The sequence below is a fragment of the Polyangium sp. y55x31 genome, from assembly GCF_029946505.1.
GTDB lineage: Bacteria > Myxococcota_A > Polyangia > Polyangiales > Polyangiaceae > Polyangium.
On record NZ_JARZHG010000005.1, the window covers coordinates 93773 to 118895 of the forward strand.

Consider the following 25123-nt stretch of genomic DNA (forward strand, 5'->3'; position numbering starts at 1 on the left):
TAACATCATGCCCAGACGAACCATACCTTCTCCTGCTGCCGCCAAGGTCGGCGCGCGCATCCGCGCGCTTCGCCTCGAACGAAGTCTGTCACTCCAGCACGTTGCCGATGTCGGGCAACTGTCGAAGGGGCACCTCTCCAGCATCGAGCACGGCCTCGCGGCGATCACCATCGAGACGCTCGTGCGCATCGCGCAAGGGCTCGACCTATTGCCGATGGATCTGCTCACGTTCCCGGAGGACGACGAGCGAGGTCGCATCGCCGACATCATCCGCACCAAGATCGGAAAGAAAGAGCTGCCGAAGCTCCGGCGTGAGCTCGCAGCGCGCGGCACGAACAAGGCCTGAGAGCGCCCCGGGGGGGATCGCTCCGGCCTTTCCGACGTTCTCCACGCCACGCCTTCCGTGCTATCGTCCGCGTCCATGAAGGACGCTCTCGCTGCGCTCACGGATGCCGTGCGGTCCGCGCAAGCCGGCCAGATCTTGATCGTCACGGGCGCGGGCGTCAGCCACGCGAGCGGGATCCCCACGTTCCGCGGCAGCGATCCCGACGCCATCTGGAAGCGCGACGTCACCGAGCTCGGCACCCACGCCTTCTTCTGCGAGAACCCGGCGGGCTCGTGGCAATGGTATCTGTCGCGATTCGAGAAGCTCGTGGGCGCAAAGCCGAACCCGGCGCACCATGCCATCGCGGCGCTCGAGCGATTCCAGATCGAAAGGGATGGCGAGTTCCTCCTCGTCACGCAGAACGTCGACACGCTGCACGAGCAGGCCGGGTCGCAGCGTATGATCAAGGTCCACGGGACGAGTGATCGGTATCGGTGCTCGCGGGTCGGCTGCGAGCTCGGCGAGCCCGAGGGATCGATCGCGGCGAGCGAGGTCGACCTCACGGCGTTCCGGGCAAACCCCGTGGAGGCGAACGTGCCTCGTTGCCCGTCGTGCGGCGCGTTTCTGCGGATGCACGTCCTCTGGTTCGACGAAATGTACGCCGGGCACCGCGATTACCAGTGGAGGCGGGTGGGCATCGCCGCGCAGGTGCGCGTGGGGGTCGTGATCTTCGCAGGCACGTCCTTTTCGGTCGGCGTGACCGAGCTCGTGACGAATTTCGCGCTCCGGCGGTACGTGCCCGTCTTCAACATCGACCCCACGCCGCGCGTCAGCGAGCCGGGCATCGCGACCATCGCCGCCGGCGCGGAGGTGGCGCTCGTCGAGGTGTGCAAGCGGCTTGGCGTGGCCGTGGAGGCGGGGTCGGCTTGAACCCTCTTGCCTCCGCGCGGTGAAGCTCGTAGATGGGCGCCACCTTGGGTGCACTCCGCGGTAGCCTCACGTTCTCGCGCTTCTACGTCACCGGTGACATTCCCGACGATGTTCCCGGAACGACGCTGAAGCGCATCCGTGCCAACGCCTTCCAGCCCCTCTCGCCCGACGACGAGAAGAACGAGGGTGCGGGCTGGGCCAACATCGATGATCCCTTCGACACGGACCTCGATCACGAGAAGGTCTTCTACAACGAGTACGTTTGTCTGGGCCTGCGCCTCGACCGCTGGGCCATCCCCTCGTCGCTGCTCAAGCAGCACCTGCGCGAGGCCGAGCAGGCGCTTCTGGCCAAGAAGGGGCTCGAACGCCTCGGCCGGCAGGCGAAGGCCGATTTGAAGACGATGGTCGTGCGCAAGCTCCGGCGCCAGCTCGTGCCTTCGCTCAAGAGTTACGACGTCGTGTGGAATCTGCGGACGAACGTGCTCCACCTGTACAGCCAATCCGAGCGTATCGCGACCCTGCTCGACGACCTCTTCAAGCGCACGTTCAAGGTCGACCTCGTGCCCGAAAGCCCGGGCACGGCCGCCGATCGCCTGGGCCTCGACGCCAAGGAGGCGCGGGCCTTCGCCGGACTCGAGCCGATGACGCTCGCCCGATTGGAAGAGGAGGCGCGCTGATGGAGCTTTTGGATCTCATCGAGGGGCGCCGCTTCATGGGGCGCGAATTCGTGGTTTGGCTCTGGTTCGAGAGCGAGATGCAGGAGACGAACCTCGAGCCGACGGGCGCCGATCCGGTCTCGATGTGGCTGGAGGCGCAGATCACGCTGGTGCTCGAAAAAGAGGAGAGCCGGCTCAAGGGCGCGATCCCGGCCTCGTCGCCGGAGGCGAAGGAGGCGCTCCGGCAGGGCAAGCTCCCGAAGGAGGCGAAGATGCGCCTCGTGCGCGGAGATCGCGAATTCGTCTGGACGCTCAAGGCCGATTCGCTCGGGCTCTCGGGGCTCAAATTGCCCACGCAGCTCAAGAAAAACGACGAGAAACACGAGGTGTTCTACGAGCGCATGATGCTGCTCGAGGACCTCGAAACCTCGCTCTCGGCGCTTTATGCGGACTTCGTGCGCCTGCGCCTCGCAGACCCGTGGGACGACGAGGTCGTGCCGCTCATGACGAGCTGGGCGCACGGCGAGAAGCCGGACGCGGGGGCGTATCTCGCGACGAAACGCGCGGTGCTCGGCGAGAAGCGGAAGCGCAAGCGGTAGGCCGCTGCGAAATTATTTTCGCAGGTCCGCCTTGACATCGGAACGACATCCCTGGTAGGGACGGCCACGCCGATTCCACTGATTTTCGTCATTCCTGTTGGAGGGGCTCATGCGCCTGCGAAAAACCGTTCTTTTTGTGCTCGCTCTCGCCACGGCCGGTTATGGCTGCAGCAAGTCGGATTCGACAGCCGGCGCGCCTGCCGATTCGAAGAACGCCGGGGCGCAGGGCGCCACGGCGGGCAAGGGGACGGATGCCTCCGCGAAGGCCACGGAAGAGCGCCTGACGAAGGCAGGCTGGACGATCGAGTCGAGCGAGGATAACGGCGAGAACTGGCGTTCGCTTTACTTGAAGGTCTCGAAGGTCAAGGGCGACGACCAGCAGACGGCCAGAGTCTGGATCGACGCATTCGCGGAGCCGGCCGAAGGCGCGCCGAAGCCGGTGCTCACGCTGGGGAAGGGGACGCTGATCCGGTTCGGCTGGGAGCCCACGTCGGACAAGAAGCCCGCGCCGGATCTCGCGCCGTTCGCGAAGGACGTCGCCGCGATCTGCCCCCCGGAGAAGGCCACCGATAACCTCTTCAATGACTTCAAATTCGACGATGCCGTGAAGAAGTGGGGTCTGAGCGACAGCGGCAGCCGCGCGGGTGGCCGGCTCTCGCCGAGCGGCGTCGTGTACAACCACCGTTTCCTCTCGGGAGAGGCAGGCACGCTCGCGATCGAGATCGTCTATTATGAAAAGGCCCTCGCCGAGAAGGAGGCGCAGCTCGTCGGGACGTCGACGCTCATCGCCGTGGATGCGGACGACGAGGCCACGGCGAAGGAGCTGTACGGCATTCTCGGTGGGAGCTGAGCCGGGCCGCTCCGCCCGCTCGTGATCCGGGGGGCGAACCCCGCCGGTGTTCCTTGACAGGAAATGGCATTGGGCGATAGGACTCGTACGGGTCGCTACAGCGCTTGCTTTTCCTGGAGGAATTCATGAATCATCGTGGGTGGAGGGGCCTTTGGATTCCGCTCGTTCTGGCAGGCGTGGCCGCCGTGCTCGCGGCGGCCGGATGCTCGGATGACCCGTCGTCGTCGAATACGGGCGGAGCCGGCGGGACCGGCGCGGGAGGCAATGGCGGCGCGGGCGGCGGCGGGATGGGCGGCGCGGGCGGCGTCGGCGGGACGGGCGGCGGGGGCGGCGGGCTCGAGGAGCGTACGTCGGCGCGCATGTTCCTGTCCGGGCACAGCCTCACCGACAATCCCTTGCCCGATCACGTTCTGACCATCGCGCAGAGCCTCGGGAAGGATTTCAATTTCAACGAGCAGATCGGCATCGGCTCGCCCATCCGGGTGCGGACCAAAGGCGGGAGCTTCGATGCGCCGGGCTGGCCCGGATACAGCACCGGGAAAAACCGCGACGGCAGCGACATGAACGTGATCGAAGAGCTCCTCTCCCCGAAGACGCTCGGGCCCGGCGAGCTCTACGATACGCTCGTGATCACCGAGCGGCACGACATCCTGGGCACGATCTGGTGGGAGGATACGTTCGGCTTCCTGCGCCATTACCACGATCGATTGATCGACGGAAACCCGGCCGGGCACACGCTGTTTTACCATAGCTGGCTCGACGTCGACAAGAATGCCCCGGCGACGTGGATCGGCCACGAGAAGAACGCGCTTTACGCATGGGAATGCGTGGCGACCAAGGTGAACCTCTCGCTCGCGGCCGAGGGGCGGACCGACCGGGTGGAGGCGCTCCCCGCAGGCGCGGCGCTCGTCGCGCTCGTGGAGCGGATCCTGAACGACGAGGTGGCTGGCATCACGGGCACGACGGAGCAGAAGCTCGACATGATCTTCAGCGACAACGTGCACATGACGCCGCTCGGTGCGTATTACCTGGCGCTGGTCACGTACGCGTCGATCTTCCGCGCGTCGCCGGTCGGCGCGGCCGTCCCCGCGGAGATCAATGCCGAGCCGACGGCCGACATGCAGAAGATCGCCTGGGACTTCGTGAGCGCCTATTACAGCCAGCCGACGCCGGGCGAGCACACGATGGAGGAATGCCGGTCCTTCATCTCGCAAAACGTATGCGTCTCGTTCTGGACCTTGCTGAACGAGCCCGGCCAGGTCGCCTCCTGCCAGGCGGATTTTGCGAACGCGAACGCGGAGCAGAACCCCTTCCGCTGGCCCGATCCGCAAATGAAGTTGTGGCCGGATCCGTAGGAGGCCCCCCATGGATCTCCGCGCGCTCCTCATGAAATCCTCGCCATGAAATCATCGCCGCCACGCCCCGCCACCCTCGCGCTCCACGCAGGTTTGCCCGAGGGCGCCGCGCGTGCCGTGGGCGCGCCCATTTCGCCCCCCATCACGACCACGACGAGCTTCCACACGGCCCCGGACGCCGTGGGGTTTTCCGCGGCCGATCTCCAGGAGGCCGCTCCGCATTTCTACACGCGCTGGGGCAATCCCACGATCGAGCTTCTGGAGGGGCGGCTCGCCGCGCTCGAAGAAGGCGCGGCGGCCGTCTGCTTCGCGAGCGGAATGGGAGCGGTCTCGGCGCTTTTCTTTGCGAGGCTCGGCGCGGGCGCGCATCTCGTCCTTTCGGACGTGTGTTATGCCGGCGTCGCAGAGCTCGCGCACGAGACCCTGCCGCGCTTCGGAATCACCGTGACCACGACGAACACGGCCGATCCAGAATGCGTCGCAGCCGCGATCCGGCCCGGCGCGACGCGCCTCGTGCACATCGAGACGCCGGCGAACCCCATCTTGAAGCTCTCGGACATCGCGGCGGTCGCGGAGGTCGCGCACGCGGCCGGCGCCGAGCTGTCCGTCGATTCGACGATCGCGACCCCCATCGCGACCCGGCCCCTCGCGCTCGGCGCTGATTACGTCGTGCATTCGTTGACGAAATACATCTGCGGCCACGGTGACGCGATCGCCGGCGCGGTCGTGGGGCGGAGCGCCGAGCGGATGGCAGCGCTGCGCAAGGAAGCGTTGATCCATTACGGCGCGGCCCTGCACCCGTTCGCGGCCTGGCTCGTCTTGCGCGGGCTGGAGACGCTCCCCGCGCGCATGCGTATCCACGAGGAGAACGCTCGGCGTGTGGCGACCTGGCTCGCCGCGCACCCGCGGGTCGCCGTGGTCCACTGGCCGGGCTTGTCGAGCCACCCGCAGCGCGCTCTCGCCGAGAGGCAAATGCAAAACGCCTCGGGCCTGCTCGCGTTCACGGTGAAGGAGGGCGGCCCCGCGCTCGCGCGGCAGCTCGCCGAGCGGCTGCGGGTCATTTCGTATGCCGTTTCGCTCGGGAAAACGAAGAGCCTGCTTTTCTACATCCCGACGGACGACATCCTGCGCACGTCGTTCCGCCTCGCAGGAGAGCAGGAAGCCGCGTATCGAGCCGCGGCAGGGGATGGGGTCTTTCGATTGTCGGTGGGCCTCGAAGACCCGGACGATCTCATCGCCGATCTCGATCAGGCGCTCGGAGGCTGAAACCCGCGCAGAGGTAGGTCCGGGCGCAGGAGCCAGTTGTCCGCGGGGTAAAACGCGTCGGCCTCGACGACGTGCACCGCATAGGCGTGTCGCGACCGCTCCGAGCGATTCTCCTCGCTTCGATGCGGCAAGAGCCCATGCAGCACGACCAGCGTCCCGGCCGGGACTTCGAGGGGAATGGCGCCCTCCTCGACGAGGGGCGTCTCGTCCAGCACCTCGAAGCGCGTGCCGCCGCGCCCGTCCCGCAAAAAGCGCTTCTTGAGCCCCTGCCGATGGCCCCCGGGCACCACCCACAAGCAGCCATTCTCGATCGTCGCGTCCTCCAGCGCGAACCACAGGCCCGTCACGGTCACCGGCTCCGTATAGAGGAACGTGGCGTCCTGGTGGCAAACGACCTCGCCGCCGATGTGGGGCTGCTTGAAGATGTACATCGATTGAATCAAGACCGGCCGCGAGAGGCCGAGCTCGGCCGTGAGCGTCGCGAGGCCGGGCGCGCGCGAGAATCGATCGAAGATGGGATCCAGATCGTGCATCGCGTGGCCGATCTTGTTCAGCGCGCGCTCCTTGGGCACGCGCAGGCGGCCGTCCGGACCGAGCGCGCCCTCTTCGAGGAAAAATCGGACCTTGTCGCCCGATTCGAGGAAATAGTCGTCGGAGGTGCGCGTCTGCTCGTGCGTGCTGAAGATCGAGCGGTGCGCCTCGGGGTCGAAGGTGGCGACGAGCTCCAAGGCGCGGCGCTTCAGCGCGATGCACGCTTCGACCGAGACGAATCCAGGCAGGACGAGGAAACCGTCGCGCTGGAAGGCGTCGTGGCGCTCGGACGGGGCGATGGGCCGGGGCATGGCTCGATTCTCGTAGCCCTCCCGGACCCGGCTGTCCACGGCTTCGCGGGGAGGCTCCTGCGGTATGCCGAGCCGTCGTGCGCGGCGGGTGTTGCGCGGGGTCGAATCGAGGCTTACGCTGCGCCCATGCATCGGCACCCCTGGCGAATCGTGCGCGCGCTCCGCGTGCTCTTCGCCTGCCTCATGCTGATGCTGCCGGCCACACCGGCGCGCCACGCGCAGGTCGCTCCGGACGTGGTGGTCTTCGTCGCGTATGCGGGGGCGGCGCTGCAGGTCGCCGCGGCAGCGCGCGAGGTCGCGCCGGAAAACGCCGAGGCGTCGCGCGCCGAGATCGAGGCCCGGCTCACGAAGGCGGCCTCGTTCGTCCAGACGACGGCGCCTCTCCCGCCCGATCCGGGCGCCGCGTTCGTCCCCGCGGATCGCTGGCTCATTCATTGCGCTCTCCTCTGCTGAATTCGACGGCCTTTCCCACGGCCTTCGATTCCACAGCAAGGAGAAAGCGATGTCGCCTTTGGTCGATAGCCCTCGGAGGAGGGCCTGGCGGCGCTTCGTCCGCCGCCTGCTTCATTCGATTCGTTCCATGGGCCGGATTGGCCTCGTGCTCGGTTCGGCCATGTTTCCCGGAATGCCGCCCCCGCCGCCTCCGCCGCCTCCGCCGATCGAGGAGCAGGCGTCGGGCGGGAAAAAGCGCGCCGAACTCTAGCGGCGGCATAACGGCGGGCCCGTCCACGCGGCCGTCGTTCTGTGCTACCTCACGCCGTATGCTGCTCACCCGCGCCGAGTCCACCTCCTTCCGCGAGACCTCCCTCCACGCCGACGTCATGCGCTTCGTGCGCGCGCTCGAAGCCCGGAACGACCCGCGCCTCACCGTCACGACCTTCGGCACCTCGCCCGGCGGGCGCGAGCTGCCCCTTCTGATCCTCTCGAAAGACCGCGTCCGCACGCCCGAGCAGGCCCGCCGCAGCGAGCGCCCCGTCGTCCTCATGCTCGACGGCATCCACCCCGGCGAGGTCGAAGGCAAGGAGGCGAGCCTCGCGCTCGTGCGCGACCTGCTCGATGGCCGTCACCCCGATTGGCTCGATACGATCACGCTGCTCGTCGTCCCGCTCTTCAACCCGGACGGCAACGACGCGCTCGATCCTGCCAATCGGCGGCTCGAACTGAAAAAGCTCGCCGGACAGATCGGCCCCGTGGTCGGGACCCGCACGCAGAGCCACGGCATCAACCTGAATCGTGATTACATGCGCCAGGCCGCGCCCGAGATGCGGGCCTTGCAAGACAACGTCTGCATTCCGTGGGCGCCCGACCTCACGATCGACAACCACGCGACGAACGGCTCGGTGCACCGCTTCCACATGACCGTCGACGTACCCCACACCGTCGAATCGGGCCGGCGCGAGCCGATCGATTTCATGCGCGAGCGCCTCGTCCCGGAGGTCATCGCCGCCGTCCGCGCGCGCGGGTTCGAGAGCGGCTGGTATGGCAATTTCGTGGAGGACGAGCGCGTGCTCGACGCGGGAGGGGAGGTCGACGAGGCGTCGGACGTGGGCCTCGGCTGGATGACGTACCCGCACCACCCGCGGTTCGGATCGAATTATCGCGGCCTCACGAACCGGCTCGATCTGCTGCTCGAATGTTATAGCTACCTGCCGTTCGAGGAGCGCGTTCGAACCGCGACCGCGTGGCAGATCGAGACGCTCTCCTGGGCAGCGAAGCACGCGGACGACATTCGCCAGGTCGTCGCGTCGAGCGCCGCGCCGCCGGAGAAGGTCGCCGTGCGGTATCGCCTCGATCGCATGGAGGCGCCGGTCGAGGTCCTGACGCGTTCGCCCCGCACGCTGGACGGCGTGCCCGCGACCGTCGAAATCCCCTATCTCGGGCGTTTCGTGGGCACCGTCGTGGTCGATCGCCCGCGCGCTTACCTCGTGCCGCCTGCGATGGCCGAGCACCTGCGCAGGCACGGATTGCGCGTCGAGGCGGCGGAGGGCGTGCACGATGTCGAGGTCGCGCGCGTGACCTCGCTCGGCACGGAGGGAGGGCGCGGGATCCTCGAAGCGGCGGCCGTCGGCGAGGTGTCGGTGGAATGGCGGGAGGATCGACGGACCGTGCCCGCGGGATGGTCGCGCGTCGATACGAACCAGCCGCTCGGCGCGATCGCGGTGTATCTCTGCGAGCCCGAGAGCGACGACGGCGCGGTCGAAAACGGGGTTTTTCCGGTGCCCGCCGTCGGCGACGAGCACCCGGCGCTGCGCGTCCGTTGAGCGCATGCGCGGGCGCCCCCGCGCGAAGACATCTCGGGTTGACAACCACCTCCTCGAAGCAGACATGAGCCATGTGGTTCAGGAGAGGGGATGGTGGAAAGATCAATCGGTCCGCCCGAGGACCCCATGCGCTTGCCGACCTGCGCCTGCGACACTCGAATCCCGCCGGAGCTCATTCAGAAGTGGCAAGGGGTCGTCGACCTCATTGCGGACATCGTGCGGGTCCCTGCCTCCCTGATCATGAAGGTCGATCCGCCGGAGATCGCCGTCCTCGTCGCGAGCCAGTCAAAAGGAAATCCCTACGAGCGTGGTGAAAAGGCGGCCCTCGACACCGGGCTCTACTGTGAGACCGTGATGACGACCCGAGAGCGTCTGCTCGTTCCCAACGCTCTGGTCGACGAGACCTGGAAGTGCAATCCCGACATCAAGCAGGGGATGGTGTCTTATCTCGGTTTTCCCATCACCTGGCCGAGCGGGGACATCTTCGGCACGATCTGCGTCCTCGATACCAAGGAGAACACTTACAGCGAGCCCTACCAGCGCCTCCTCTTGCAGTTCCGCGACGTGGTCGAGGCCGACCTCCGGATCTTGTGCGATTTCGACGCTCGGCTCGCCATGGAAGCCCGCGCGAGATTGGAAGAGTCGGAGCGAGCCCACCACGTCACGCTGCACGCGCTGGAAGACCTGAAGCGAGCGCAAGATGGGTTGCAAGCGAGCGAGCGTCAGCTTCAAGAGGCCGTCCGGCTGCGGGACGAGTTCCTCTCCATTGCCTCGCACGAGCTCCGCACGCCCATTGCCTCGCTGCAGCTCATGGTGCAGGCGCTCACCCGCGGCGTCGTGTCGCCCACGCCCGAGGCCACGCTCCGAGCCTTCGGCCTGGCCGAGCGGCAGATCGCGAGGCTGACCCGGCTCGTCGAGGAGCTGCTCGAAGTCTCGCGGATCCAGGCGGGGCGCCTCTCGTTCCAGTTCGAGTCGCTCGATCTCGTGGCCGTGGTCCGAGAGGTGGTGCAGCGCTTCGAGATTGAATTCGCCCGCGTCCGTTGCCCCCTGTCGTTCCGGTTCCATCAGCCCGTCATGGGTTTCTGGGATCGGAGCAAGCTCGAGCAGGTCGTGACGAACCTTCTCTCCAATGCGCTGAAGTTCGGCGCGGGCAAGCCCATCGAGATCACCGTCGAGGAGGCGCCGCCCGGGATCGGCCGGCTCGTCGTCACCGACCATGGAATCGGGATTCCTCCCGACCGCATCGCGCGTATCTTCGAGCGCTTCGAGCGCGCCGTGCCCGCGCAGGCGTATGGCGGGCTGGGGCTCGGGCTTTACATCGTCCGCAGCATCGTCGATGCGCTGGGAGGCACCGTGCGGGCAGAGAGCGTGCTCGGCAGCGGATCGACGTTCACCGTGGAGCTACCCTGCGCCGGGCCGTCGTCCGCGAGCTGAAAAACGCCGGACGGGGTGCTATTGCGAGGCCGCAGGGGAAGAGCCCTGTTCGTCCCCCGGAAACCTCCGAGCGAGCCAGGCCTCCACCTCCTCGGGGTGGAACTCGAACGGGCCCATTCCGCCCTTGTAAACGATCTGCCCCTTCTCGTCGATCACGTAAAGCCGCTCAGGCCAGGCCGCATAGGCCGCGTTCGCGGGGTTCTCGATCGGGTCCACGAGGAGGGGGATGTCGTACTGGAATCGCTTCACGAAATCGGCGGCGATGGCGACGCGCGCCTCCGTGCTCCGCGGCTGCGGGTAGCAGACGTTGTGCTCCTCGTTCACGTCCATCTGCCATTCGTCGGTCGGGTGGGCCTCCTTGATGTAAATGGTCAGGAAGCGGGCGCTCTTGCCATGGCGCCCGAACATCGCCTTCAGACGCTCGACCGAGCGCCGGAACGGCGGTCATGTGAAGCTGCCGAAGATCAATACGAGCGGTTTTTCCCCGATGTACCCCGCGAGCTTCTCCCGCCGCCCCTCCGCGAGCGCGACGAGCTCCACGTCCGGCGCCGCATCCCCGACCCTGAGCCGCCCTTCCTCACGCTGATCGTACCGCAACATGCCGATCACGTTGCGCGGGCCCATCCACCCCACGAACGCCGCGCCGCCCGCCACGAGGAGCGCTGCGACCGCGACCAGAGCCTTTTTCGTCCGGGTCATGGCCTCTTCGCTTATCACGTTCGCGAAGAGGTTGGAAGGGGCACGAACTGCGCGGCGGACGGCTGTCGCGCCATCGTTTCTCGGGCGCGCGGAATCTAAAAAGGGACCGATAGATTCCGCGGCTTTTCGTTCGGGCGCGGCGCAGGAGCCGGGCCGGCCGAGGCCGAAGCGGATGCGGCCGGCGCCGCTGCCGAGAGTGCCGCGACGCGGCTTTGCGCTTGTCGTTGCAGATCCGCGACCATTCGCCCGTCCGGGCCGCTCGGCGTGATCGCGAGGAGTTTCTGATAGTATACGAGCGCCTGCTCTTTTTGCCCGAGCTCCTCGCTCGCGACGCCGGCCCCGAGCAGCGCGGGCGTCGAGGCTGCATCGTCCGCGAGCACGCCGCGGAAGACGTCGAGCGCGGCCGCCGCCTTCTTCTGCCGCACGAGCGCGAAGCCGAGCGCGTTTTTCGTCTCGGGAGCCGGTCGCATCTGCATTGCGGCCCGGAGCGCGCGCTCCGCGTCTTCGAGCTTGCCCGCGCCGAGCAGCGCTTGACCGAGCGAACCCATGGCCTCGGCGCTCTTCGGATCGAGCTCCACCGCGCGCTGGAAATGCAAAATCGCGTCGCCGTTCTTCTGCTGCTTCGCCCGCGCGGTCCCGAGGGCCAAACGCGCGTCGAAGCTCTCCGTGAGCCGAAGCGCCGCTTCGAGGTGCTCGGCCGCGCCCGCGATGTCCCCCTCGGCGAGCTCGATCTGCCCGAGCCCGACGAGCGCCCCGGCATCGGCGGGCTTCACCTTCAGCGCGAGCTGGAATTCGGATTTCGCGCGCGCCGCGTCTTCTTTGCGGCTCATCAAAACGAGCCCGAGCGCGGTATGCGCGAGCGGAGAGGTCGGGTCGATCGCGAGCGCCTCCGTGAACTTCGCCTTCGCGCCCTCGGCGTCGCCCTGCCGGGCCAGGATGTTGCCGAGCGCGGTCAAATACACGGCCGCTCGTGGTTTGTCGGTGTCGAGCAAAAGCGCGGCCTCGTAACGTGCGTCGTCGATGGCCTCGGGGGCGATACGCGTGGCGCTCTCCGCGATGAGGTGGACGCGGGCGCGCATGAGGGCGCGTTGCACGTCGGGGTCGGTGGGCGCGAGCTCGCGCGCGTGGCCGTACGCCGCGAGGGCCTGCGGGTAACGGCTGGCTTCGAGGGCGACGTCGCCCTGCGCGAGGTGCTCGCGCGCGAGCTCGGGGGTGCGATTGCAAGCCCAGAGCATTGCGGCGCAGAGGAGGAGCGAAGGCAGCCGGACGGCGCGGGCGAGGGGCCTCGGGATCATCGGACGGCCGTTCTACGCCCGAGGCGGCCCGGAGAAAAGGCCGCTCGGCGTGATGGGTCAGCGCTCGGCGGGCTCAGCCTGGACTTCCAGGGCGCGAGGTGGGAGCGGCTCCGTCGTCAGGGCGCCGCGGGGGCCGACCTCGGCATTCACCTCGAGGACGCGCGGGGCGAGCGGCTCCGCCGTCAGCGGGCCACGAGGGGAGAGCTCGACCTCGACGCGGAGCTCGCGCGGCATGATGGGCTCCTTGGGGCCGTTTCGCACGTAGTCGTCCGGATCGAGCGCGGTCCGCGTTTCTTCGGGCGGAGCGCTCGCGGGCCGCGGGATCGCCGCGTTCGTCGTCACGATCGACGTCGTTCTCGTCGTGACCGGCGATACGACGGGCGCCTGCTCGACGCCCACGGGGCTCGCCGCCGGATCTCGCGACGCGGGCGCCTCGGCGAAGCGCGAACGGACGAGCAGGGCGGCCCCGGCGAGGAGGCCCGCGAGCGCGACGATGGAGACGACCCTCGCGCGCCGCGCCTTGTCACTCATTGAAGGTGGAGTTGTTGGCGCAACGGAAATAGCGGCTGTCGTTCTTGTCGCACTCGCCTTCGAAGTTGCTGGTGTTGCTCGTATTGTTGACGCAATAGGCGTCGTCGTCGCCGGCGCGGTGCCCGATCCAATCACCATTGAAGAGCTGGCCCGCCGTGCCGTACACCTGCAAGATCCTGTAGGTCTCGTTGTAGGTCACGATGTGCCCGCCGAGCGCGGCGCAGACGTTCTGCGCGTTGTTGAAGGTCTGCGGGGAGAAGAACGGCGTGACGCAGATCGTGTTGGAGCGCGCGATGCCTCCGAGGGTCGTGCTGGTGGTGACGCCGTAGGCATTGAACGGCGCCGAGCACGGCCTCGGGCCCGCGCCGATGAGCTGCGACCACGTGGTGTTGCCGGCGTTGTTCGTCTTGCGGAACCAGAGGTCCTGGTCGAAGAAGCTGCCGCCGATCTGCATCGCGTAGTTGTTGCCGCCGTTCGAATGCCGCACGTCGATGAAGTGCTGCCAGCCCGACGCGTTCGGATAGAAGTTCACCGGCGCCGAGGTCTCGAAGAAGCCGCTCCGCGAGCCCATCGCGTCGGCGTTGTCCTTCGTCTCCGTTCGCGTGAGGCCATTGCCCCAGTACACGATCCCGTCGGCCCGGATGTTGCCGGTCGCGTGGACCTGCTCGGCGGGGGTCGCCGTGCCGACGCCGATGGTGCCGGGGAAGTAGTTGATGTTCGACGTGCCGCCGTCGTAGCGCAGATACGGGGCCGTGTCGTTGTGGATGCCGCCGCGGAACTGGGCCTGCGCCGTGAAATAGACGGTGCCGGAGTTGAAATAGGCGCCGCCGGGGACGATGACGTACGAGCTCGCGACGATGTACGGGTTCGCCGCGGTGAACCGGATGTTGCCGGCGCCGTCGGGATCGGAGGCGATGCGCAGATAACCGTTCGCGTGGATGTTCGAGGCGGCGAACTGCTCGTAGCCCGTACCCGGGTTGTTGTACGTGCGAATGATGCCGTCGCTGCCCATGCCGAGCTGCGAGGCGACGACGCCCGGCCAGTGGAAGGCGATACGCGGCGTCGCGGTCGTGCGGACCTCGATGGACGCCGTATCGTAGACCGTGCCCGCGCCGCCCGTGACGTCGAACCGGCCGGTGGTGGTCACCGTGGTGGCATCGTCGGTGATGCTCGAATTTCCGCCGGTCGTGGCGCCGGTGAATTTGATGACGGTATTGACGGTGCCATTGATGTTGGCCGAGCCGGCAGGACCGGCGGGGCCGACGGGGCCCTGAATGCCCTGGGGGCCCTGCGCGCCCGTTGCGCCGACGGGGCCTGCGGGGCCTTGTGCGCCGGTGGGGCCTACGGGGCCCTGGATGCCCTGGGTGCCCTGGGGACCCTGCGCGCCCGTTGCGCCGGCGGGACCCGCCGGACCTTGCGCGCCTTGTGCGCCGGTCGCGCCAGCGGGACCCGCGGGGCCTTGCGCGCCGGTCGCGCCAGCAGGACCTTGCGGACCAATGGCGCCGGTCGCGCCAGCAGGACCTTGCGGGCCGATAGGACCGACAGCGCCGGTCGCGCCAGCAGGACCTTGCGGGCCGATAGGACCGACGGCGCCCGTCGCGCCCGTCGCACCCACGGGACCTTGCGGACCGATGGCGCCGGTAGCACCCGTCGCACCCACGGGACCTTGCGGACCAATGGCGCCGGTAGCGCCCACTGGACCTTGCGGGCCAATGGGACCGACGGCGCCCGTAGCGCCCGTGGCGCCGATGGGACCTTGCGGACCGATGGCGCCGGTGGCGCCCGTGGCACCCACGGGACCTTGCGGACCGATGGCGCCGGTGGCGCCCGTGGCACCGATGGGACCCTGGGGACCGACGGCGCCCGTCGCACCCTGCGGCCCGATGGGTCCGACCGGTCCGGTGGGACCTACGTTTCCCTGCGGGCCCATGGCACCTGTTGGTCCCATGGGTCCGACGTCACCTTGAGGACCGGTGATACCCTGCGGCCCGATGGGTCCGACCGGTCCGGTGGGACCCACGTCTCCCTGCGGACCCATCGCACCCGTCGGACCCATGGGTCCGACGTCACCTTGAGGACCGGTGATACCCTGCGGCCCGATGGGTCCGACCGGTCCGATGGGACCTACGTCTCCCTGCGGACCCATTGCACCCGTCGGTCCCATGGGTCCGATGTCACCTTGAGGACCGGTGGCACCCTGTGGCCCGATGGGTCCAACGGGTCCGGTAGGACCAACATTACCCTGCGGACCCATCGCGCCGGTCGGACCCATCGGACCCATCGGACCCACGGCGCCAGTCGCACCCGTCGCACCCGTCGGGCCCACCGGACCCATCGGTCCGATCGGACCCGCCGGCCCCAGCGCACCCGTCGGACCCATGGGACCCATCGGTCCCGCCGGTCCCATTGCTCCCTGCGCGCCGGTCGGACCCATGGGACCCATCGGACCCTGCGCGCCCGTCGCACCCGCAGGACCGATTGCGCCGTCCGCGCCGACCGGACCTTGCGGACCCGTCGCACCCGTGGGCCCCATGAGCCCCGTCGGCGGACCGACCCACTCGCCGTTGTTGTTGATGACCTCGGTCCCGTTGATCGTGACGCTCGTCGGGTGGATGTCCCCGTTCACGTCGTTCGCGAGCAGCGCATACGGCACGCTCTGGATGGGCGCGCGCGGCTGGAGCTCCGGATCGCTCTCGATCGTGATCCCCAGGTACCGGACCGAACCGTCGAATACTTTGTCCCCAAACGGCACGAGCGAGCCGAGCGAGACCGAGTAGAACCCCTCGTCGAAGGCGACCTTGTGCTCCTCGCTCCAGAGCGGCGCCTGCGCGTTCGCCGCGTCGTAGATCGCGAAGGTCACGGTGAGCTCGCCGTTGATCGGCGTGTCGTCCGCGTCGAAGAGCCGCCCCTGGTTGGTGATCGTCAGCGGAACGGCCGCGTCCACGCTCGGGGCGACAGAGAGGCCACCCAGCAGAACCGTAGCCGCGAGCAGGCGTCGAATCGTGCGAAACCTCATGGGGCGTCTCGTCCTCGCGGGGGCCGCCGCCGGGGAAAAACCCGCGCGAGATCCCGCTTGGTATTTTTAGGCTACGCGTGTCCAGGGAGTCACGTCAATGCCATCGCGCGCCGCTGAGGACGACGCCTCGCGTCAGCCAGCCGCCGGAAGTCCGGCGTCCTCGTTCAGCCCACCTGTGGGCTCATCCCGTCCGCGAGCTTTTCGAGCGCCTCGCGCCTCGTCATGGTCACGCGGGCGATGGCGCGGGCGAGCGCGGCGACCGGCGGGCAAGCCTGCGTGGCCAGCCAATCACGCGCCGGGACCCGCCCGCGGATCCACGGCCGCGTGGATTCGAGCCGCTCCATCAGCGCGCGCTCGCCGAACGATCGGTAAAGGAACGCGGTGTATGGCGAGGCGCCGAGGTCGAAGCTCGAAGGGCTCGCGCGGCCCTGTTCGAGCAGGCGGAGCAGGACGGGATCGAGGTCCGCGGAGGAATCCGGGGCCCGTTCGAGGAAGAGCTCGGCCCGCACGGGGTTCGTGTTGTTCTCGTCCGGAATGCCCCCGAGGAAGAGCTCGATCGGCGCGTCGCCGCCCGTGGCGCAGGCGAAGGCCTCGACGAGCGCGATCGTATAAAGCTTCGCCCGCAGGTATCGCACCGCGAGCGAGATGTTGCGGCGGGCCTGGGCGATTCGCCGGGCATGCACCGCGGGCGAGGGCTCACCGCGGAACGCGTGAAAGACGCGCTCGGCGGCGAGGGTCGAGAGGAAGGCCTCCATGCGCTGCAGCGCGAGCCGATACTCGCCGTTTCGATAGACGTTCGGCATGTGGAGCGCGGGGTTCGTCTCGGGGAGGAGCCGCCAGGTATTGTCGAGGAAACGCGCCGGATCGGCCTCGGCGAAGTTCTCGACGTCGCGGTTCGCGAGCCGCACCGCCCCGCGCACCGCGTCTTCGCAGGCATTCGCGTCGAGCCCGGGGATCCCGAGCTCCCGCAGGCGCCCGACCAGGCGATCGAACGCGGCCGTCTCGCGAAACGGGATCGTCGCCTCGATGCTGGCGGCGATCTCGGCGAGGTGGCGGAGCGGCAGGAACGGCGACAAGCATTTGACGGCGACGAAGGCGCTCGCGAGCTCGTTCAGGCCGGTGAGCGGCGTGAGCTCGTCGCCGGGCTCGCGGCCGAAGATGCGGGCGACGAGGGCTGTCGCCGGGTCCTCCAGCACGCCGAGGCCGATCCGGTAGCCGGTCCCGTCCACGGACGTGAGCAGCGGGCGGAGCAGGTCGCTCACCATCCGGGGAAAACCCTGATCCACCTGCACGTACACGACGTCGTGGAAGATGCCCGCGAGCGTCTCGATCGGGCCCATCCCCTCCGTGAGGGTGAGCACGTGCGCGTGGCTGTGGAATTCGCGGGACTGCCCCGACAGGGCCTCATGGACCAGGAACGTCGGCCGCTCGAGCTCGAGCGCGCTCGGACGACCCCCGAGCCGCGTGAGCGCCTCGTCGAACCGGACGAGGAGCCGGTGGATCGTGGGGAGCGCTGCATCCTCGGTCGGCAGAGGGAGCATGCCGTCCCATATCACACGTGTCTCCTCGCGTGAGCCCGTTTCTTTTCGTCATCACATCCACATGCGAACGACCACTCCATACGTCCCCGGTCCGGGGCTCATCCCGACGTCGGCGCCGCCGAGGAGGATCCGGTTTCCCGGGTAGAGCCGGACCGTATGCAGGACCCCGGCCTCACCCAGGTAGAGTCGCAAGATGCCGTGCACACCAAACGAGGTGTCGATCCGGCCGTCACACGTGTACCGCACGAGGATGGGCGCCGTGCCCTCGGGCGCATTGCCGACGACGAGGACGCCTCCGCCGGGCAATACGACCATGTCCTCGGCTTGCATGGTGTTCCCGTAGTGTGGCGCTCCCACGCGGCCCGCGGAGCCGAAGGTCGGATCGGGGCTGCCGTCCGCGAGGAGGCGATGGACCACGAATTCAGGGTTGTCGGGGCCGGTGTCGCCGGCCACGACAATGGCGCCTTCGGGCGAAAGTGCGACGGAAACGGCGCGCTCGCTGATCGTGTCACGGCTGGGTTCCACCACGCCATCGCCGCCGAACGAGGGATCGAGCACGCCGTCCGCCGTCAGGCGGAGCACGACCATGCCGCTCCTCTGGCCGAGGTCCGCGGAGCCGGCCACGAGAATGCGGCCGCTCGTATCGAGGACGACCGATTTGGCTTGCGCGGAGACGCCCACCGGGACGGTCACATATCCCTTCGGCGCAGCGAACGTGGTATCGAGCGCGCCCGTCCGGGTGGCGCGGGCGACGAGCATCTCGTTCCCACGAGAGCCGACCACGAGGATCTTGTCGTCCGGAAGAACCAGGCCATCCGCGACGGATTCCTCGCCGCCGAGGTCGATCAAAGCTTTCCCGTCGGTGCCGAACTCGGCGCCCCCGATCGACCCGTCCGGCTGGAAACGCACGAGCGCGATATTCGAGGACTCGTTACGGAATTTGTCCCGGTATCCCATGGCGATGATCCCGCCGTCGCTCTGGTGCCCGACGGCGAGGGCGCGGGCGTCGTCGGCGGTCGACGGCGCAAACCCCGCGCTGGCCGTGCCTTCGTCGCCGAACGTGGGATCGAGCCGCCCGGATGTCGTCAATCGGGCCAGGCGGAAACGAATGCCCCCGAGCCCCCCCGCGCCCCAACCCGCCGCGAGGATTCGATCACCCGCGATATCCAGACCGAAATACGAGCCGTCGTCGTCGGCCTCGAAGCTCACCCGGGCCATTCCGTTCACGCCGAACGTGTCGTCGAGCCGCCCCGCGTACACGCTGGGCGCGGGGCACGAGGGTTCGACGTCGCTCCCGAGGAGGGGCGTCTCGTTGCGCTCGGTGGGCGCGGAATCCGCGCCGCATCCGGCGAGTGTTGCGAGGGACGAAACGACCAGACCGGAAATCGCGCTGCGCGACAGCCTCATGCCCCGGAACGTCGGGCCGCTCCGCGGGCACGTCAAAGCCGGTCCATGTCCTCCCGCATTTTCGGGTCAGGCGCGTGATACGACCGCTGCGCGTTTCGGCTTCGCCGGTTCGAGGCGTGTGCGCTGGAGCTTGAAGAGCGCGAGGTCCTTCTGCTTGGCCTCGATCATGAAATCGCTCGGCACCTCGAGCGCGGCCACGGCCTCGCGGTAATCCTTGGGATCGATGTAATCGGCGTGCGCGCCGGGAGGGCCGTCCTTTTTCTGGCTCGCGAGGTGGTGCTTGGGCCGCAAGCCGAGCGGCAGCCAGGTCGTGTTGGCCATGCGGAAGAGCTCGGCGATGGGGACCACGGGATCCGAGGGCAAAACGGCGTTGTGCAGCGGATCGGCGAGGAACGGCAGGCCGTGCTCGCGGGCGAGCGGAAAAACCTCGCGGGCGCTCCAGGTCCGGTCGTCGTGCTCGATGGCGAGGCGGCGGCGCGCGTCGTCGGGCAGGGCGTCGAGCATCCGGTGCGCGGCTTCCATCGCGGTCGCCCGATCGGGCGCGGCCCCGCCGACGTGGAGCACGACGCGCGCCTCCGGGCCCTGGCCGAGCATGTCGAGGACCCGCGTCGCATAAAGCAATTCCTTTTCGGCGGCCAGCCGGACCTCCGGCCGCGCCGAGGCGAGCGACGCGCCGGCGGGCGAGGGGTGCATGGACAGCCGCTGCCCCGAGCGCCGCGCGATCTCGCCGATCTTGTCGAAATCCCGCACGAAGTGTTTCCACCAGTGGACCTCGTTCACGGGGTGCGAAGCGAGCGGGACGAGCCCGGAGCCGATGCGGAAGACCTGGATCCCGTGTTTTTCGTTGAACAGGAGGATCTGCTCGAGCTCCGCGAGGTTCTGCGCGGTGAGGTCGAGGAGGCGGGCGGGCGTGGCATTGGCAACGCGGCAGGTGTGGCTCGCGCCGATCTTCAAGGACAAACTCTGGGCGACGTAGCCGAGGCGATACTTTTCCATGGAAGCGAGCAAATAGGGCCCACGTCCGGATCCGGGAGCCCCATACGTTTTTCATGGGAGCAGCGGCGGAGAAGAGGATCGAGCAAGCCGAGGCGTGGCCCGCGGATCCCGCGGCGATGGAGGCCGGAAGGGCGCTCGTCCGGGCCCACGCGCGCGGGCGCTTCGTGCTCGTGCCCGACGGAGACGTCGATGGTTTGTCCGCGGGGGCGCTCGCATTCCGAGCGCTCGAACGGCTGGGGGCCGAGGTGGTGCCTGTCCTGCCGGGCAAGGGGGAGCACGTGCACACGGACGCGTTGCGGGCGCGGATTGCCGCCGCGAAGCCGGACGCGCTCGTGGTGCTCGACATGGGCAGCCGCGGCGAGCCGATCCTTCCGGGCCTGCCGACCTTGCTCGTGGATCACCACGCACCCACGAGTGGTTTTCCCCCGGGCGCGACGGTGGTGAGCGCCTTCGGCCACCCGCCCGTGGCCGCGACGAGCTTGCTCGCGTGGCACCTCTTTCGTGACGTCGCGGATGTCCGCGATTCTGCGTGGCTCGGGCTGCTCGGGGCGATTGCGGACCTCGGGGCCGAGCCGCTACCCGACGTGGTGAAGGGCATGATGGGCGATATTCCACGCACGAGCCTGCGGGAGGCGATCGTGCTCTTGAATGCGCCGCGACGCTCGGCCGCGCACGACATCGCGGCGGCGTGGGAGGTGCTGCTCCGGGCGCGGGAGCCGGCGGACGTGGCGAAGGGGCGCGTGCCGGGCGTGGACAAACTCCGCGAGATCCGCGCCGAGGTCGCGGCGGAGGTGCAAAGGTGCGCGCGATCGAGGCCTTATTTCGCGGGGAAGGTGGTGCTCCTGCCTTTCCGCTCCGGGGCGCGTGTGCACCCGCTCGTGGCCCAGCGCGCGGCCGCGCGGTTCGCCGATCGCATCGTGATCGCCGCGAATTACGATTATTTGCCCGGCCGGGTGAATTTCGCGATGCGGAGCCGCGCCGAGCCGGACCTCTTGCGTTACCTGCACGGCCTCGGCGCGCCGCTCACCGGAGACTCGGGCCACGGGCACCCGGGCGCGACCGGCGGGAGCATGCCCTTCGACGACTTCGATCGCCTGCTCTCGGCCATGGGGTTCAAGATGCCGCCGCCGCGCCCTTGAAGAACGTTTACGGGGCTTTTCGGTCGACCCGCAGCCGATAGGGTCCCGCGTCCTTCTCTTGGGGCCCGTCGACGATGATCTTGTATTTTCCGCGTTCGAGGTGATGTTCCTTGACCAGCGGGTGACCCGGCGAGCGCCCCATGGTGCACGCATGCGGCATCGTCGCGCCGTCGGCGAGGATGGACAGCACCGGCGTCCAGCCCCGCGCCTCGACGCGGAAGACGTAAGGGCCAGACTCCTTGATTTCGAGCGACCATGCGTCGTCGTTGCCGTAGGATGTGCAGTTCGCGACGTGGTCGTCGGTGGATTTCGTGGTATCCCCGGCGACTTCGCGCCCGAGCTCGAGCACGCCGCCATACGCGAGCGGCGCCTCCTCCTGGACCCGGAGCGTGTACGCGCCCGCCTCGCCGCCGAACCCGTCGACGACGACCTGGACCTGCGCGCCCCGCGCGAGGGAGACGTGCACGATCGACGAGCCCCCGTAGCCGTACCGATCATCATTGCAAGTGAGGAGCCCTCCGCCCGCGTGGTAAAGCGCGAGCGCGCCGTCGTAATCGCTTTCGAGCTGGATCGCATAAAGGCCGGAGCGCGGCGCCGTGAACGTCCAGGTCTCGTCCGGCGAGCCGCCTGCGGCGACACAATTCAGGGAAAAACCGTCGTTCGCGCCTCTCGTGTCTCCGCGCGCCGCGGCGCCGAGCGTCAACGCGCCACGCGCGCGTGACGCGCCTCGCGGGGCCGGCGGCGGGGGCGGGGGCCGTTCCACGGCGATCCCGCCAATCCCGTCGGATGCCCAGATCGCGAGATCCAGCGCGCCTCGGCGCCGCCGTACGATCACCGGCGCGGTCAGGATCGTCACCCTGGATCGCTCCTCCCAAGGGGATCCCACGACCGCGGGGGCGTCGTCCGGACAACCCCGGAATCGGTCGAGGAGCTTGGGGTTCGTCGGCTCGTTGCAGAGGCGCATCGGGCCGGAGGCGCCAAGGACGAGCGCGCTGTCCACGAGCGCGATGCGGCCCTCCGGGAGCTCGTCGAGCGGGAAGAGCGGCAGATCCGTGTACGGCTCCGTCGAACCCTCCAGCGTCGGCGCTTCGGCGCGAGGCTCGATGAGGCCCGGCGCGAGCGGGGCGGGATCGCCGATGGCGATACGCCCGTCGCTCTGCCGCGCGAAGAGCCGCGTTTCGAGCGGCGGGGCGCCCTGCACCGAGCGCCCCGCGGAATCGTGCTCCGAGCCGAATCGACCGACCCTGGGGAGCCATTGCACCTTCTTGCGGAGCCAAGGAGAATTCTCGTACGCGGGGTTGTCGGCGGACAGGACCGAAATGGCGCCCGAGCGATGGGCCACCACCCACACGGCGCGCCCATCGTCGAGCGTGCGGAGGGCGATGTGGCCACGCGCCGGGAGCGCGACCACGCCGAGCGGGGCGGGCAGGGAAGGGCGTTCGAGGGGAGGAACCGGAGGAGGCTCCGGCGTGGGAGCCGACGCCTTCGGTTTCGTCGCCGGCAAATCGAAGGCGTACGCCGGGCGGGGCGGCGTCGCGAGGAACACGAACCGCGGCGGCAAGATCCGTCGCGGGACGGCAAGGACCCGCGCGACGCTCACGGCGGCCAGAATACACTCACCGGCAAGATGCGCGGTGCGAAGCCTCAACGTGCCCGCGGCATCGACCTCGATCGCCTCGATCTCCGGCTCGCAGACGCCGCCCTCGTAGGCCACCCCGAGCACCACGTGGGTATCGAAATCGACGCGCGGCAGAGGTTCCTCTTTGCCGACGGCATTCCAGAGCGCGCCGAGCTCGTCCTCGTCGGTCGCGAGCCACGCGCCCTCCGTTTCCCATCGCGTCGTCCTCCCATTCGCGAGCACGCGCAAGCCGCCGGGCTCGGCCGCCGTCGCGCGGGCCGTCACCGCGGCGGGCTTCGGCGCTTCCGAAAGCGCCGTCCCACGCAGGGCACCCGTGCAGCCCGCGAGGGAAAGCGTGAGCGCGAAGAGGAGCGAAGAGAACACGCGAGGCATGCGGGCAGCAAGACAAACTTCGTCAGTCGTGTCAAGCGTGTCCCGCGGCGGGGAGGGGCGAGCGCGCCCGCGGCGGGGCGCGCTCCGATTCCGTCAATTCTTGCCGAATCCCGCGCGGATGTAGGCGATCGGCCCTTCCGCCGTGTACTCGTATCGATAGTTGGTGCGGGATTGCTTGCGCGCCTCGGCGATGTACGCCTCGAACGTGCCTTCCTTGCCGACCGATGCGTGATACGTGCCGAGCTTGCGCTCCGGATCCGGGTACGAGACGGCCGCGTTCGTGGATTCCGCCTCCTTGGACTTCGAGACCCACTCGGTGTACGAAATGCCCATCGCATTCGAGCCGAACTCGAACCAGCTCTTTTCGGGCGCGCTCGAGAACCAGCGGTTCTTGCCGAACGTCACGCCCGCGTTGTAGTCCTGGTTGAAGAACCGCACGAGCTCCTCGCCCCGGAGCGGCGACTGGAAATCGTTGCCCTCGACCTTCACGTTCGTGAGCGCCGTCGTGGAGAAGCGAATCCCGCCGCGCCAGTCGTGCACGATGTTGTTCCGGATCGTGAGGTCCTTGATCGCCTCGTCCGGCACCTGCATCGGGTCGTATTTGCGCGTGAGCTCGATCGCGATGTAATTGCTGCCCGCGGTCTTGTCGTGCGTGAGGATGTTGTCCTCGACGACCGCCGACTTGATGTTCCCGATCTGGAGCGCGATTCCACGCGGCTCGGCCGCCGTGATGTCGCCCGCGTCGTGCACCACGTTGCCGGTCACCGTGCCCGTGACGCCGCCGGAGACCGGGGTCGCCGAGCCGTTCGTCAGGCCGAACGAGAAGCCGATGGGGTTGTCGACGACGAGGTTTCCATCCACGACGCCGCCCGCACGCGCCTGCAAGCCGTGGCTCGCCGCGCGCGTGGTGATGTTGTCGCGGATCGTCACCTTCGTGCACGACGACTGGATGTAGACGTTGTGGTTGTGGATCGTCGCGTTCGCGCCCGGGACGTCCGAATTCCAGCCGTTGTGATCGAAGACGTTCCCTTCGACCACGAGCACGTCGACGTTCGTCGCATAGAGGCCCTCGGAGTCGTCGAGCTGGACCTCGGGATTGGGATCTTCGATCTCGTACGCATCGACGATGACCGAGCGGCGCAGCCGGACGTTGTTGATTTTCCCCTGAATGCCCTGGATGCTCATGTTGCCCGTGTAGGACTGGATCATGAGGTCCTCGAAGAGCAGGTCGCCGCCCTGGGCCAGCCACACCACGCCCTCGTCGCCCGCCGGGCCCACGAAATCGGGGCTCGCCGGGTCGCGCGTGTTCGCATGGAAATGGAGACCCACGAAAGCGAGGTGCTGGAGCGTGACGCCCGCGTCCGCGGAGAGCCCCCGCTTCGCGCCCGTCTCGAGCAGCGGACGCGCCGCGGCATCGCCGTACGTCGAGACGAGCATCGGCTCCGTCGTGCTCCGGCCCGACAAGGTCCACGTGCCGAGCCCCTCGTTCCAGACGTCGCCGCGCTTCAAGAGCAGCCAATCCGGGTAGCCGTCACGCAGGAGCTGCTTACCTTTTGCGATCGTCTTGACAGCCTTCTCCGGCGAAAGGCCGTCGTTGTTGTCGTCGCCGCCCGAGCTCGATACGTAGATCTTTTGCGTGTCCGCGCTCTCCTCGAAGTTGGTCCATCCGAGGGTCGGATCCCACGTCGGGCCAGCGTCCATGCCGCCGCTCCCGCCGCCGCCGCCCGTGCCCCCGACGCCGCCCGTGCCTCCGCTGCCTGCGCCGCCCGCGCCGCCCGCGTTGGTCCCCGACGAGGACGATCCGCTCGCGCCCGGGCCGGGATCCGTGCCGCAGCCTTGCGTGAGCGCGAGCGCCCCGAGGAGCCCCAGGAGCACGGGGGCCACGGCGAATGAAGTCGAACGAGAGATCTTCGAAAGCATGACAATCTCCAGCGCGCCCCTCGCCGGCATGGCGGGGGAAGGCATTCATC

The 25123-nt window shown here is 68.5% G+C and carries 23 protein-coding genes and 1 pseudogene; 13 read left to right on the forward strand and 11 right to left on the reverse strand.

The window, feature by feature from the left end; all coding sequences use genetic code 11:
- The first annotated feature begins 7 nt into the window (after positions 1-7).
- From QHF84_RS11855 to QHF84_RS11885, 7 genes are all read left to right on the forward strand, one after another.
- Complete coding sequence (locus QHF84_RS11855; protein ID WP_281313357.1) at positions 8-346, forward strand: helix-turn-helix transcriptional regulator; 339 nt, start codon at positions 8-10, stop codon at positions 344-346.
- A gap of 75 nt (positions 347-421) precedes the next feature.
- Positions 422-1255: a Sir2 family NAD-dependent protein deacetylase gene (locus tag QHF84_RS11860; protein ID WP_281313358.1), complete on the forward strand. Its 834-nt coding sequence runs from the start codon at positions 422-424 to the stop codon at positions 1253-1255.
- 44 nt (positions 1256-1299) lie between these two features.
- Positions 1300-1932 carry a hypothetical protein gene (locus QHF84_RS11865; protein ID WP_281313359.1) on the forward strand — a complete coding sequence of 211 codons (633 nt, stop codon included), beginning with the start codon at positions 1300-1302 and terminating at the stop codon, positions 1930-1932.
- On the forward strand, positions 1932-2510 hold the full coding sequence (locus QHF84_RS11870; protein ID WP_281313360.1) for a hypothetical protein: 579 nt from the start codon (positions 1932-1934) through the stop codon (positions 2508-2510). Before QHF84_RS11865 ends, QHF84_RS11870 begins: the two co-directional genes overlap by 1 nt.
- Positions 2511-2619: 109 nt before the next feature.
- Positions 2620-3360 carry a hypothetical protein gene (locus tag QHF84_RS11875; RefSeq protein ID WP_281313361.1) on the forward strand — a complete coding sequence of 247 codons (741 nt, stop codon included), beginning with the start codon at positions 2620-2622 and terminating at the stop codon, positions 3358-3360.
- Positions 3361-3485: 125 nt separating this feature from the next.
- A complete protein-coding gene (locus tag QHF84_RS11880; RefSeq protein ID WP_281313362.1) occupies positions 3486-4715 on the forward strand; it encodes a hypothetical protein in 1230 nt (409 codons plus the stop codon).
- 45 nt (positions 4716-4760) lie between these two features.
- Positions 4761-5981 (forward strand): PLP-dependent transferase, encoded by a 1221-nt coding sequence (locus QHF84_RS11885; RefSeq protein ID WP_281313363.1) that lies wholly within the window; start codon positions 4761-4763, stop codon positions 5979-5981.
- On the opposite strand, the gene QHF84_RS11890 is transcribed toward QHF84_RS11885, so the two are convergent.
- Positions 5963-6823 (reverse strand): phytanoyl-CoA dioxygenase family protein, encoded by an 861-nt coding sequence (locus QHF84_RS11890; protein ID WP_281313364.1) that lies wholly within the window; start codon positions 6821-6823, stop codon positions 5963-5965. The two genes, QHF84_RS11885 and QHF84_RS11890, sit on opposite strands and share 19 nt — an antisense overlap.
- Positions 6824-6949: 126 nt before the next feature.
- Here QHF84_RS11890 and QHF84_RS11895 point away from each other — a divergent pair, with 126 nt between their 5' ends.
- From QHF84_RS11895 to QHF84_RS11910, 4 genes are all read left to right on the forward strand, one after another.
- Positions 6950-7276: a hypothetical protein gene (locus QHF84_RS11895; RefSeq protein ID WP_281313365.1), complete on the forward strand. Its 327-nt coding sequence runs from the start codon at positions 6950-6952 to the stop codon at positions 7274-7276.
- Between the two features lie 127 nt (positions 7277-7403).
- A complete protein-coding gene (locus QHF84_RS11900) occupies positions 7404-7526 on the forward strand; it encodes a hypothetical protein (protein ID WP_281313366.1) in 123 nt (40 codons plus the stop codon).
- A 58-nt stretch (positions 7527-7584) separates the two neighbouring features.
- Positions 7585-9084 carry a M14 family metallopeptidase gene (locus tag QHF84_RS11905; RefSeq protein ID WP_281313367.1) on the forward strand — a complete coding sequence of 500 codons (1500 nt, stop codon included), beginning with the start codon at positions 7585-7587 and terminating at the stop codon, positions 9082-9084.
- 126 nt (positions 9085-9210) lie between these two features.
- A complete protein-coding gene (locus tag QHF84_RS11910) occupies positions 9211-10518 on the forward strand; it encodes a GAF domain-containing sensor histidine kinase (protein WP_281313368.1) in 1308 nt (435 codons plus the stop codon).
- Positions 10519-10536: 18 nt separating this feature from the next.
- On the opposite strand, the pseudogene QHF84_RS11915 reads toward QHF84_RS11910, so the two are convergent.
- From QHF84_RS11915 to QHF84_RS11935, 5 genes and pseudogenes are all read right to left on the reverse strand, one after another.
- Positions 10537-10950: pseudogene (locus QHF84_RS11915) on the reverse strand (deiodinase-like protein); the annotation flags it as partial.
- 12 nt (positions 10951-10962) lie between these two features.
- Entirely contained in the window at positions 10963-11217 is a 255-nt protein-coding gene (locus tag QHF84_RS11920) for a hypothetical protein (RefSeq protein WP_281313369.1), read from the reverse strand.
- A gap of 95 nt (positions 11218-11312) precedes the next feature.
- On the reverse strand, positions 11313-12512 hold the full coding sequence (locus QHF84_RS11925; protein WP_281313370.1) for a tetratricopeptide repeat protein: 1200 nt from the start codon (positions 12510-12512) through the stop codon (positions 11313-11315).
- Positions 12513-12569: 57 nt separating this feature from the next.
- Positions 12570-13043 carry a hypothetical protein gene (locus QHF84_RS11930; RefSeq protein ID WP_281313371.1) on the reverse strand — a complete coding sequence of 158 codons (474 nt, stop codon included), beginning with the start codon at positions 13041-13043 and terminating at the stop codon, positions 12570-12572.
- Positions 13036-14658 (reverse strand): hypothetical protein, encoded by a 1623-nt coding sequence (locus QHF84_RS11935; RefSeq protein ID WP_281313372.1) that lies wholly within the window; start codon positions 14656-14658, stop codon positions 13036-13038. Before QHF84_RS11935 ends, QHF84_RS11930 begins: the two co-directional genes overlap by 8 nt.
- A gap of 916 nt (positions 14659-15574) precedes the next feature.
- Here QHF84_RS11935 and QHF84_RS11940 point away from each other — a divergent pair.
- Positions 15575-15820 (forward strand): hypothetical protein, encoded by a 246-nt coding sequence (locus QHF84_RS11940; RefSeq protein WP_281313373.1) that lies wholly within the window; start codon positions 15575-15577, stop codon positions 15818-15820.
- A gap of 403 nt (positions 15821-16223) precedes the next feature.
- Here the strand turns inward: QHF84_RS11940 and QHF84_RS11945 are convergent, their stop codons facing one another.
- The 3 genes from QHF84_RS11945 to uvsE form a co-directional block, all read right to left on the reverse strand.
- Positions 16224-17600: a hypothetical protein gene (locus QHF84_RS11945; protein WP_281313374.1), complete on the reverse strand. Its 1377-nt coding sequence runs from the start codon at positions 17598-17600 to the stop codon at positions 16224-16226.
- A gap of 51 nt (positions 17601-17651) precedes the next feature.
- Complete coding sequence (locus QHF84_RS11950; RefSeq protein ID WP_281313375.1) at positions 17652-19007, reverse strand: hypothetical protein; 1356 nt, start codon at positions 19005-19007, stop codon at positions 17652-17654.
- Positions 19008-19073: 66 nt separating this feature from the next.
- Positions 19074-20003 (reverse strand): UV DNA damage repair endonuclease UvsE, encoded by a 930-nt coding sequence (uvsE, locus tag QHF84_RS11955; RefSeq protein WP_281313376.1) that lies wholly within the window; start codon positions 20001-20003, stop codon positions 19074-19076.
- Positions 20004-20056: 53 nt separating this feature from the next.
- Here uvsE and QHF84_RS11960 point away from each other — a divergent pair, with 53 nt between their 5' ends.
- On the forward strand, positions 20057-21142 hold the full coding sequence (locus QHF84_RS11960; RefSeq protein ID WP_281313377.1) for a hypothetical protein: 1086 nt from the start codon (positions 20057-20059) through the stop codon (positions 21140-21142).
- Between the two features lie 7 nt (positions 21143-21149).
- Here the strand turns inward: QHF84_RS11960 and QHF84_RS11965 are convergent, their stop codons facing one another.
- Both QHF84_RS11965 and QHF84_RS11970 read right to left on the reverse strand, forming a co-directional pair.
- The gene (locus QHF84_RS11965) at positions 21150-23153 is read right to left on the reverse strand and encodes a hypothetical protein (RefSeq protein ID WP_281313378.1); all 2004 of its coding nucleotides are present in this window, start codon (positions 23151-23153) and stop codon (positions 21150-21152) included.
- Between the two features lie 93 nt (positions 23154-23246).
- Positions 23247-25073: a right-handed parallel beta-helix repeat-containing protein gene (locus tag QHF84_RS11970; RefSeq protein ID WP_281313379.1), complete on the reverse strand. Its 1827-nt coding sequence runs from the start codon at positions 25071-25073 to the stop codon at positions 23247-23249.
- Positions 25074-25123: the final 50 nt, after the last annotated feature.

Excerpts from the sequence above, each read along its gene's own strand:
- QHF84_RS11855 (WP_281313357.1), top strand. The coding sequence starts at position 8 with ATGCCCAGACGAACCATACCTTCTCCTGCTGCCGCCAAGGTCGGCGCG.
- QHF84_RS11860 (WP_281313358.1), top strand. The coding sequence starts at position 422 with ATGAAGGACGCTCTCGCTGCGCTCACGGATGCCGTGCGGTCCGCGCAA.
- QHF84_RS11870 (WP_281313360.1), top strand. The coding sequence starts at position 1,932 with ATGGAGCTTTTGGATCTCATCGAGGGGCGCCGCTTCATGGGGCGCGAA.
- QHF84_RS11875 (WP_281313361.1), top strand. The coding sequence starts at position 2,620 with ATGCGCCTGCGAAAAACCGTTCTTTTTGTGCTCGCTCTCGCCACGGCC.
- QHF84_RS11880 (WP_281313362.1), top strand. The coding sequence starts at position 3,486 with ATGAATCATCGTGGGTGGAGGGGCCTTTGGATTCCGCTCGTTCTGGCA.
- QHF84_RS11885 (WP_281313363.1), top strand. The coding sequence starts at position 4,761 with ATGAAATCATCGCCGCCACGCCCCGCCACCCTCGCGCTCCACGCAGGT.
- QHF84_RS11890 (WP_281313364.1), bottom strand. The coding sequence starts at position 6,823 with ATGCCCCGGCCCATCGCCCCGTCCGAGCGCCACGACGCCTTCCAGCGC.
- QHF84_RS11895 (WP_281313365.1), top strand. The coding sequence starts at position 6,950 with ATGCATCGGCACCCCTGGCGAATCGTGCGCGCGCTCCGCGTGCTCTTC.
- QHF84_RS11900 (WP_281313366.1), top strand. The coding sequence starts at position 7,404 with ATGGGCCGGATTGGCCTCGTGCTCGGTTCGGCCATGTTTCCCGGAATG.
- QHF84_RS11905 (WP_281313367.1), top strand. The coding sequence starts at position 7,585 with ATGCTGCTCACCCGCGCCGAGTCCACCTCCTTCCGCGAGACCTCCCTC.
- QHF84_RS11910 (WP_281313368.1), top strand. The coding sequence starts at position 9,211 with ATGCGCTTGCCGACCTGCGCCTGCGACACTCGAATCCCGCCGGAGCTC.
- QHF84_RS11920 (WP_281313369.1), bottom strand. The coding sequence starts at position 11,217 with ATGACCCGGACGAAAAAGGCTCTGGTCGCGGTCGCAGCGCTCCTCGTG.
- QHF84_RS11925 (WP_281313370.1), bottom strand. The coding sequence starts at position 12,512 with ATGATCCCGAGGCCCCTCGCCCGCGCCGTCCGGCTGCCTTCGCTCCTC.
- QHF84_RS11930 (WP_281313371.1), bottom strand. The coding sequence starts at position 13,043 with ATGAGTGACAAGGCGCGGCGCGCGAGGGTCGTCTCCATCGTCGCGCTC.
- QHF84_RS11940 (WP_281313373.1), top strand. The coding sequence starts at position 15,575 with ATGAGCCCCGTCGGCGGACCGACCCACTCGCCGTTGTTGTTGATGACC.
- QHF84_RS11945 (WP_281313374.1), bottom strand. The coding sequence starts at position 17,600 with ATGCTCCCTCTGCCGACCGAGGATGCAGCGCTCCCCACGATCCACCGG.
- QHF84_RS11950 (WP_281313375.1), bottom strand. The coding sequence starts at position 19,007 with ATGAGGCTGTCGCGCAGCGCGATTTCCGGTCTGGTCGTTTCGTCCCTC.
- uvsE (WP_281313376.1), bottom strand. The coding sequence starts at position 20,003 with ATGGAAAAGTATCGCCTCGGCTACGTCGCCCAGAGTTTGTCCTTGAAG.
- QHF84_RS11960 (WP_281313377.1), top strand. The coding sequence starts at position 20,057 with ATGGGAGCAGCGGCGGAGAAGAGGATCGAGCAAGCCGAGGCGTGGCCC.
- QHF84_RS11965 (WP_281313378.1), bottom strand. The coding sequence starts at position 23,153 with ATGCCTCGCGTGTTCTCTTCGCTCCTCTTCGCGCTCACGCTTTCCCTC.
- QHF84_RS11970 (WP_281313379.1), bottom strand. The coding sequence starts at position 25,073 with ATGCTTTCGAAGATCTCTCGTTCGACTTCATTCGCCGTGGCCCCCGTG.